This window comes from Novacetimonas pomaceti, from assembly GCF_003207955.1.
In the GTDB taxonomy this organism is placed as follows: Bacteria; Pseudomonadota; Alphaproteobacteria; order Acetobacterales; family Acetobacteraceae; genus Novacetimonas; species Novacetimonas pomaceti.
The window spans coordinates 1-1,814 of sequence record NZ_NOXG01000082.1 but is presented as its reverse complement, the minus strand read 5'-3'; the positions used below and the strand labels follow the sequence as shown (position 1 = coordinate 1,814).

Sequence of the window (1,814 nt, the reverse complement as noted above, 5' to 3'; positions counted from 1 at the left end):
AAAATGACACCGCCTCAACCCGGTGCGATCCCGCGCGCCCAAACCATAGAAACGGAAAAATCCACGCAAAATACTCAATGCCGTGAATAAGATGGGCTAGGCCTTTCTGTCTGGCGTCAGCCCTGTCCGGTGTGTCAGCACCGGGCGGGGCGTCTGTGGCGGGAACCATTTCCCTCTCCACAAATAAAGAATAGTACAGACAGAATATAAATACAATAAAAAAGACAATATATTATGAGTAAACATTAGTTTACTATTGTTTTTATTCCCTTTATTTCCTTATGCCCATTTTATTAATCGCAGTATTATCAGGAATCTCATAAGTATTCATCCTGAAGAACCCCAGGGCGAGCGGTCGAACCGTTGCGTGAAAGCGTGGAGACCCCGCAGGGGGCTCCAGTGAGGTTAGCGGCGCAGCCGCTTAGCGAACCAGAGTGAGAGAACCCCGAAGGGGCCGCCCCTGATTTTCTTTTTTTCCTGTTGAACAGAGATGTTTCCCGGACCGGCCCTTTCGGGAGAGGAAACCGTATCCAGACGCCCTGTACCTGCGCCGCGTTTTGCGGCCATGCGCTGCAGGGCCACAGCTCCCGTTCGTCTGTGACCCGCGACATTCCTTCAGATACTCTTGATGAAGCCGGAAGGCGTGCCTTCGGCAGGATCGACAAACACCACGTCATCCGGTGCCCGGCGCGGTGTGTCGATGGCAAGAAAAGTGACAGGATCACGCAGGATACGCGGCACCGCATGCACCGCACGCCGCGGAAAGACCAGCAGGTGCCCGGGAACAAACGGCGCTTCTTCAGCCGGATCATCAATCCAGAATGTCCCTTCGCCGGAAAGCACATGGAGGACTTCATCACACTGGGTATGATAATGCGGCGGCACGTCCCGATAGATCCGGAACACCCTGATACTGGCTTCCGGCCTGTCGGTCAGATAGGTATCCAGCAGCATCGTATCCGCAGTGTGCGGGAACGCTGCCACAATCCTGTTGAGATCGAACCGTCCACCGGTACGGTTCAGGGTCATCAGATGCTCTTCATCAGTCATGAGGCCTGTTCTCCGCCCATGTTCCACACCATGTCTCGACGAGCGCTTTTGCGGATTCAGTCATGGTCTTCTCCATTTCAGCCAGGAAAACCTTCGAGCACGATCTTGCCCTTTGCCTGGCCGCTCTCGATCAGGGCATGGGCCTGCCGCAGGTTCGCCGCCGTGATCAGGCCGAGGTTCCTGCCAAGCGTGGTGCGGATACGCCCGTCATCCACGAGGCGTGAGACTTCGTTGAGAATCTCGCCCTGCCTGCCCATATCGGCTGTGCCGAACAGCGGGCGGGTGAACATCAGCTCCCAATGCAGCGACAGGCTTTTCTTCTTCAGCGGCAGGGCGTCGAGCGCGGCCGGGTCATCAATCAGGCCGAAATGCCCCTGGGGCGCGATCAGCGCGATAATCTCTGGCATATGCCGATCGGTCTGCGTCGTGGAAAAGACGAAGCCGGGCGCGCCGGTCGGAAGGGCGGCGACCTGCGCGGCAAGCGGCCTGCTGTGATCCACCACATGATGTGCCCCGAGGGATTTTACCCAGTCGCGCGTTTCTGGCCGGGAGGCGGTGGCGATGACCGTGACATCGGTCAGGACCCGCGCCAACTGGATGGCGATGGAGCTGACGCCGCCAGCGCCGCCGATAATCAGCACGGCTGGCTTCACGCCGGGGACTGACCGACGGATATCCAGGCGATCGAACAGCATCTCCCAGGCGGTGATCGCTGTCAGCGGCAGTGCCGCGGCTTCAGCCCAGTTCAGGGAACGGGGCTTACG

General features: G+C 58.2%; 2 protein-coding genes. Both read right to left on the bottom strand.

The annotated features are described in order from the left end of the window. Window positions 1-615 precede the first annotated feature (615 nt). Window positions 616-1,050, bottom strand: a complete 435-nt coding sequence (locus CFR71_RS15645) for a cupin domain-containing protein (RefSeq protein ID WP_110532226.1) — start codon at window positions 1,048-1,050, stop codon at window positions 616-618. Between the two features lie 77 nt (window positions 1,051-1,127). Next, window positions 1,128-1,814: zinc-binding alcohol dehydrogenase family protein (locus CFR71_RS15640; RefSeq protein ID WP_110532224.1), on the bottom strand; the 687-nt coding region annotated here is incomplete at its 5' end.

Bases quoted from the DNA above. Each gene is read 5' to 3' on its own strand.
- CFR71_RS15645 (WP_110532226.1), bottom strand. From the start codon at position 1,050: ATGACTGATGAAGAGCATCTGATGACCCTGAACCGTACCGGTGGACGG.